This is a genomic window from Methyloceanibacter sp., from assembly GCF_058506495.1.
This window is the reverse complement of record NZ_JBZMXT010000096.1, coordinates 1-7,066: the sequence shown is the minus strand read 5'-3', so window position 1 is coordinate 7,066 and position 7,066 is coordinate 1. Positions and strand designations below refer to the sequence as shown.

5 protein-coding genes are annotated in these 7,066 nt (G+C 55.7%); 4 read left to right on the top strand and 1 reads right to left on the bottom strand.

The features are described 5' to 3' along the window. Together AC33YF_RS12105 and AC33YF_RS12100 are read left to right on the top strand one after the other, a co-directional pair. A partial coding sequence (locus AC33YF_RS12105; RefSeq protein ID WP_491777464.1) for a hypothetical protein occupies window positions 1-186 on the top strand: 186 nt, incomplete at its 5' end. A gap of 85 nt (window positions 187-271) precedes the next feature. Next, complete coding sequence (locus AC33YF_RS12100; RefSeq protein ID WP_491777463.1) at window positions 272-1,003, top strand: class I SAM-dependent methyltransferase; 732 nt, start codon at window positions 272-274, stop codon at window positions 1,001-1,003. 102 nt (window positions 1,004-1,105) lie between these two features. On the opposite strand, the gene gst is transcribed toward AC33YF_RS12100, so the two are convergent. Further along, window positions 1,106-1,834, bottom strand: coding sequence for a glutathione transferase, Atu5508 family (gene gst / locus AC33YF_RS12095; protein ID WP_491777462.1), 729 nt, complete (start codon window positions 1,832-1,834; stop codon window positions 1,106-1,108). A 498-nt stretch (window positions 1,835-2,332) separates the two neighbouring features. Between gst and AC33YF_RS12090 the strand changes: the two genes are divergently transcribed. Both AC33YF_RS12090 and AC33YF_RS12085 read left to right on the top strand, forming a co-directional pair. After that, entirely contained in the window at window positions 2,333-3,391 is a 1,059-nt protein-coding gene (locus tag AC33YF_RS12090; protein WP_491777461.1) for an adenylate/guanylate cyclase domain-containing protein, read from the top strand. A gap of 280 nt (window positions 3,392-3,671) precedes the next feature. Continuing rightward, a complete protein-coding gene (locus AC33YF_RS12085; RefSeq protein WP_491777460.1) occupies window positions 3,672-6,602 on the top strand; it encodes a response regulator in 2,931 nt (976 codons plus the stop codon). Window positions 6,603-7,066: the final 464 nt, after the last annotated feature.

Genomic DNA, 7,066 nt, shown 5'->3' with positions numbered 1-7,066 from the left:
CCCGGCCAAATTGTCGATACCATCCTGCAACTCCACCCATGTTTGGCGGGTCTTGGCGCAGACCAGCGCGACGTCTTCAGGGTGGCCAACAAGACCCGTGTGGAGCAAGTCATGAATGTCGACAGGTTTGTTGAGGGGATCGCCGTGGATCACGTGAACGGTCTCCAATTGTTGATGCCGATCTGAACTAGAAATCAAAAAGTACGATAGCCTGGCACCAATGAGTAGCGACAGGTTGGCGAAAGCCCTCGCTCACCAGTATTGTCGCCGCATGGCCATTCGCTTCCACCATAGCGATCATACCGGAAGCGTCGACGACGAAGCGGCGCTTGTGCAGTTCCAGAAAGGCTGGTCGACCTATCAGAAGGTTATCGATCACAACGCCCTAGCCCATAGGGAAGTCGAAGAAGCGCTGCACAGAGCGCTGTCGACAATTCATGATCCAATCGATTTTCTCGATATCGCATGTGGCGATGCCGGACAGATGCGAAGAGCCTTGGTCGATTCTGAGGTCCGCCACTACCGGGGAATCGATCTTTCGAGGCCCGCACTTAAGCTAGCCGCCAGGAATCTGGAGGGCGTCTCGTTCGATTGCGATCTGCATCACGCAGATTTTGTGGTTGAGCTCAAGGCGCGACACTACGCGTCGGATGTCTCCTGGTGTGGGCTGTCTATTCACCACTTAACGGTGGATCGTAAGCGCGCCGTATTTCAAGCACTCAGCGACACGACCAGTCGGTGTCTGATGGTCTATGAGCCCATCCTGCACGAGGGTGAAAGCTTGGAGAGTTGCTTCGATCGTTATGCGCAACTCAACAAGCCAGCCTGGACGTTTCTCACAGCTGACGAGTGGGATGAAGTCTTCCATCACATCTCTACATATGATGTGCCCGAAACGCCTCGCGCCTGGATGGAACTCGGCCTCGAGGCTGGGTTCTCCGAGGCGCGTGAGATCTATGTTGACCCTCTTGGGTTCTACGGCCTGTATCGCTACGACCGTTGAGGGCCAGAAGTCGAAGCATGCTCTGACATGCCAATGGCGCAGAGCCCGCGTGCCAACACACAGAGAAACAGGACATCATTTGTCGGCCATTCTGGGCGTCGCCTATTGCGCATTACTGCTACGCCAATCAGAGAGCGCGGTTCTAAGTGACTTTTCGATTTCACCCTCGCACCAGACATTGCCCCAGCAAGCCTCCTGCTCGGCGCGCATAGCGCGAATTGCATCGGTACCGGCAATGCGTTGCGATAAGGACAGCACGTTTGGAGCGTATTGGGCGATCGGCTCACGCAATTCCGGCAGCAAGTCCCAGATCGTTACCCAGAGCGAAGCACAGGCCAAGTCGGCCACCCCAGGCTTTGGCGTGCCGAGCAGCGTGCCTGAGTTAGCCTTTAGTGCGTTACGTGCTCCAAGATCCTCGAAGATTTGAAGCCAGCGCGGCAAGCGGTGTTCTGCAAATGAGCTCCATGTTTCCTTGGTCCACATGAGTGCGCCGCAGTTTCGGGTCAGTGCATGCAGTACGTCGATACAGTCGCTGAGAACTTTTCGTGTCAGTGCGTCCTTGGTTGCCGTACCGGGCATGAGGCCAACCGCCTTGCCCACGTAGCCGGCGATCGCGGGCGCTTGTGATAGCCATACATCATCGTGCCGGTCATGCAGTATTGGCGGACCCATAAATGGCACAGGCTGCTCGGTGACAGCCGACTGATAGAGGGCTGTGACCTCGTCCAAGTCGGGTTCGTCCCACGCCTCGCCGGCATAAGCGAGGATGTAGCGGATTGACTGGGCGCGGAAGGGTATCGGCCAGTAGTACAGAACAAATCGGGCGGGCATAGCACGGCCTCTCAGCAGGATGACAACGGCTTTGGTTCTCGCAACGCGTTATACTAGCTGCGAGCTCGAGAAAGCGGGTTTCCGTGAGAGCGAAGCTGAGTTGCGGGAGGACGTGCCAGAAGATCTTGTGAAGGCCATTCTCAACGCCCGTGAAGTGCGGTTGTAGAGCAAACATGGGGAGATGAGCCCGCGCGGCTCGGGGCTGCAGTAGGCCAGCCATTCCTTGCGCGCATAGCCTGATGCCGACCTAGTAGCGAGCTGGTTTGGCGGAGGCCAAATGCGACGAGGCGGCAGGATCCTCTCGTTTTTGTATCTCTGATAAAAAACTGGTCGCTAAGTTTAGCGGTAGGAAAATTATACTGTGCGTCACGAGTTTTTTATAGCTCTCCTTTCGAGCTCATGATTTAGCTACTGCAGAGTGCTCGGGGAACTGTGCACTTTCTTGCGCGTTTTACTTTTTAGACCCACGCAAACCGGGAGCGAGTTCGTGAGGAGACCATGCGTTCCAGCCCCAAGCTCATCCTTATCGTTGACGACACGCCGACGAACATCGCGGTGATCTCAGGGGTTCTGAAAGACACCTACAGGTCCAAGGTGGCGACCAACGGCGAGAAGGCGCTGGTGATCGCGGGGGGAGTTGAGAAACCGCATCTCATACTTCTTGATGTGATGATGCCGGGTATGGATGGGTTCGAAGTCTGCCGAAGGCTCAAGGCAAATCCTGAGACCTCTGACATCCCGGTGATCTTCCTGACCGCCAAGACAGAAGCTATTGATGAGGAAAAGGGCTTCGAAGTTGGCGCGGTCGACTATATCCACAAGCCCTTCTCGGCGCCGATCGTGCTCGCCCGAGTAAGGACCCAGTTGCAGCTCCAGGAGGCGGTGTCGGAAGCGCGCGAAGCCCGCAATGAGGCTGATGAGCTGTTGCATGCTCTGCTGCCGAAAACGGCAGCAGAAGAGATCCGCAATTTTGGTACGGCAATCCCAAAGCGACATGACAATGTCGCAGTGCTCTTCTGCGACGTGACCAACTTCACAGCCTATTGCGACAAGCATGAGCCGGAGGATGTCGTCTCCCGACTGGACGCTCTGTTCGTCATTTTTGAGCGCATCACAGCCCAGCACGGTCTGGAGAAGATCAAGACGATCGGGGATGGGTTCATGGCGGCAGCGGGCCTTCTCTACAACGTGGACGATCCCATAGGCGCTGCGGTGCGCTGTGGGCTGGACATGGCGTCGACGACAATCGACGCCGATCTTGGTTGGGATGTTCGAGTAGGCGTCCACGCCGGGCCCGTCGTGGCCGGGATCGTAGGGCAGGAACGCTATCAATTTGACATCTGGGGCGACACCGTCAACGTGGCCGCCCGCATGCTCGAGAAGTCCAAACCGAACACCGTCGCAGTGACTGAAGACCTCTGGAAGTCGGTCAATTCTGATTTCGAAGGCGACGAAGTGGGCGTATTGGAGGTCAAAGGCAAGGGCGCGGTTGTTATTATCGGTGTCCGCTCGATCGCCACCCCGAAAATTGTGACGACTGAGAAAGAACCTGCATAATTGAGTTGTGGAGCCGCAACGGCTTCCGAGGACCTCGAGTCGTCTCGTTCTCTCTGCCGGTCATTGTCTATAGCCGTGGGTTAGGGCGTGGTCAGTCGAGTCACCTTATAATGTCCGCTTCGCGCGATTTCGCCGCTCAGTCTGTCAATTCAGGCCACAGAGCAGATGTCCCTCATGAGTTCGCCAATGTCAGGGTGCACGTTCGATTGGGGTGCTATAAACCTAGACATGGTGCCGTAAATGGCAGCGCGCTCAAGAGAACTCACTAGAGTCGTTTACAATGCGAAATAGTCCGAGCCTGTCCAGTTCACCCAAGGCAAAGCAGTTCGTAATCGGCATTTTTCTTCTGATACTTTGCGGTGTCGGCTGGCTTGGATGGCAAGTCTACTCAAGCTATCAGCTCTCCAGTCGAATCATCGACCGCGACTCTCAAATGTTGTTCTTGCGCGGGGAGATCGTCCGCCTTGACGAGATGCTGACTTGGCTCGTCCGGGCCGCTGCGCAAACCGGAGATGCCACGTATGCGGATAGATATACTGAGCTGGCGCAAGAGCTCGATGCCGTAATTGGCAAGGCAATGGACCTTTCGCCGCCACATGTCCGTATCGCAGTTGAAACAAAGACAAAGGCTGCCAACGACAAGTTGATCGACATGGAAAAGCAAGCCTTTGCCGCGGTTGGGGAGAACAGGCTGGCTGATGCGCGTTCAATAGTCTTTGGTCAGCAGTACGAGAGTCAAAAGAAAATCTACGCCCAAGGGATGGGCGAACTAGAAACACACATCGATTTTATCGCCAGTAGTGTTGCTGCAGAACGCGAGCGATCGAAGATTTTTGTCGCATTGGCGGGAACGGTTCTGGGCGCTCTATTCGCTTGCCTCGGCTTCGTCTTTTGGCAACAAATGAGAACCCGGATCAAGTTGCAGCGTTCGTTTGAAGAACTCGAGGCGGCTCAAGCTCAACTCGAGGACGCAACACGCGTAGCGGTCGACGCCAACAGAGCCAAAAGCGACTTCCTTGCCAACATGAGCCATGAGATCCGCACGCCGATGAACGCCATTATCGGGCTTTCGCACCTTGCGCTGAAGACGGACTTGCAGCCTCGTCAGCATGACTATGTCGCCAAGATAAAGACTTCTGGCGAACACCTTCTCGGCATCATCAACGAAATTCTCGATTTTTCGAAAGTCGAGTCGGGTAAGCTTGAGTTGGATGCTGCTGACTTCGACCCAGACAAGGTCCTGGAGAATGTTGGCAACCTCATTGCCGAGAAAGCATCCGCGAAGAATCTCGAGCTGATTTTCGACATAGACACATCGCTGTCTCAGCAGCTGAAGGGCGACGCGCTCCGCCTTGGACAAATACTGATCAACTTCTGCAACAACGCGGTGAAATTCACTGAAAGCGGCGAAGTAGTCGTCGGGGCGAAGGTTCTGGAAGACCGCGATGATAGTCAGCTCATTGAGTTCTCAGTTAGGGACACCGGCATTGGCATAACGCAAGAGCAGATCGGGCGTCTGTTCCAAGCCTTCGAGCAGGCGGATACATCGACCAGCCGAAAATACGGAGGCACTGGCCTCGGTCTCGCAATCTCCAAGCGCCTGGCCCAACTGATGGGCGGCGATGTGAGCGTTGTTAGCGAACCAGGCAAGGGGAGCACCTTTAGTTTCACGGCTCGGTTTGAAAAGTCAGCGGAGCAACCAAGACGGCGCGTGCATCGATCTGATCTCCTAGGGCGTCGGGTTCTCGTCATTGATGACAACTTGCAAGCACGAAGCGTGCTCGCTGGAATGTTGTCGAATATGGGCTTTGATGTGGACGAGTCTCCTTCCGGCGAGGGCGGCATCAAGATGGTCCACCAAATTGCCGACAGTGGCGGGCTTTACGACGTTGCCTTCATCGATTGGCAGATGCCGGGGCTCGACGGCATTGAGACGGGAAAGCGCATTCTTGCCGCGACGACCAATGCAAAGCCCCCGCACTTGATAATGGTCACAGCCTATGGGCGCGAGGATGTGCTGAAGCAGGCCGAGCGGAACGGGTTCGAGAATGTCCTGATTAAGCCGGTAACATCTTCGATTCTGTTCGACACTACAGCTCAGGTCTTGAGTTCGGATGTTCAGCCAGCGGAAGCCCCTGCAGAAGCTTCACCCCTCGACGTAGAGCGCATCCGCGGCTCGCATGTTTTGCTGGTTGAGGACAACGAGATCAATCAGGAAGTGGCTGTCGGGCAGCTTGAAGATATGGAGCTGTTCGTCGACGTGGCTGAGAACGGGGCACGAGCCGTTCAGATGGTGCACGACACCGAATACGACGTGGTTCTAATGGATATGCAGATGCCAGTCATGGATGGCATCGAGGCGACGCAGACTATCCGTTCAGAAGATCAATTCCAGGATCTCCCAATCATTGCAATGACTGCGAACGCCATGGCTGCTGACCGGGAGAAGTGCCTCAAGGCCGGTATGAACGACCATATTGCAAAGCCCATCGATCCCGATGCTCTGGTTGGCGCATTGGTACGCTGGATTGGTCATCACGATAGTGGTGGAAAGCCACAAAGCCCCGCCAAAGTAACGAAGCGCGACAGGACGTCCGAACCTTTGGACGCGCCTCCGCTCGAGATCCCGGGGATTGATGCTACGTGGGCGCTCAAGCAGATGAGGGGAAGTCGTCAGCGCTACGAGAGCCTGCTGCGCCGATTTGCGCAACAGCAGGCGAGTGTCGTTGAGGAGATTCGCGAGGCGTTAGGGGGCGGTGACGAGGCAAAGGCTGAACGATTGGCGCACTCGCTGAAGGGAGCTGCGGGCGTTCTGGGAGCCAAAGAACTTTCAGGCGAGGCGGCCAAAGCCGAGCTCGCTATTCGCGATGGACTGAATATCGAGACGGCGCTCAAGTCACTTTCTGATGAGGTCGGCCAAACGGTGGACGCAATCCAAGAAGCGCTTCCGTCACAACGTGCGTTCAAGAACGGTTCAGCCACTCGTGACCCAACGGGTGTTATCGGCCCGCTCAAACAACTCAAGTCTTTCCTTGAGACCGATGACGGTGAGGCCGCCGATTATATTCTCGAAGTTCAGCCTGCACTCTCCGGGGTTCTCACGGATGCGGAGATTGAGACCCTCAGCACGCTAGTCGGCGACTTTGAGTTTGACGGCGCGCTGGAGTGCCTCTCGAAGATTACATCGCGCCTCCAGGTAACTATTGACTGACAGCAGAAGCCAAGCCAAAGGGAGGGCAGATGCTTTCGTTACACCGATGCCGACCTTTGGCAATCAGCGGATATCAACTCGTGATCAGGTGATCTCTGATTGTCTGCTTTGAAGCTCGAAGACCGAACAATCGAGCAACGGCCCCAGCGGCCAGGTCGCAAATAGCTCCTGCGGCTGTCTATCGCGATCCTGTCGACTATCCTCCAAGGCTGGTTCTTGAACCAAGGCCCTATAGGTCCAATCCCGCAATGTGACGTTACGCTTGTACGCTCTAGCTCAGAAGCGCACATCGTCGACCAGGGCTTGACTGATACGTGTATCTACACTATATGTATGCTTACAGAATGAGGCGCGTAATGAGGAACACGATAAACGACTTCGAAGCGTGCGCTTGTTTCAATGTGCGCAAGGTCTCGCGGCAGTTGTCGCAGCTTTATGATCACGCGCTTGAGCCGTCTGGTTTG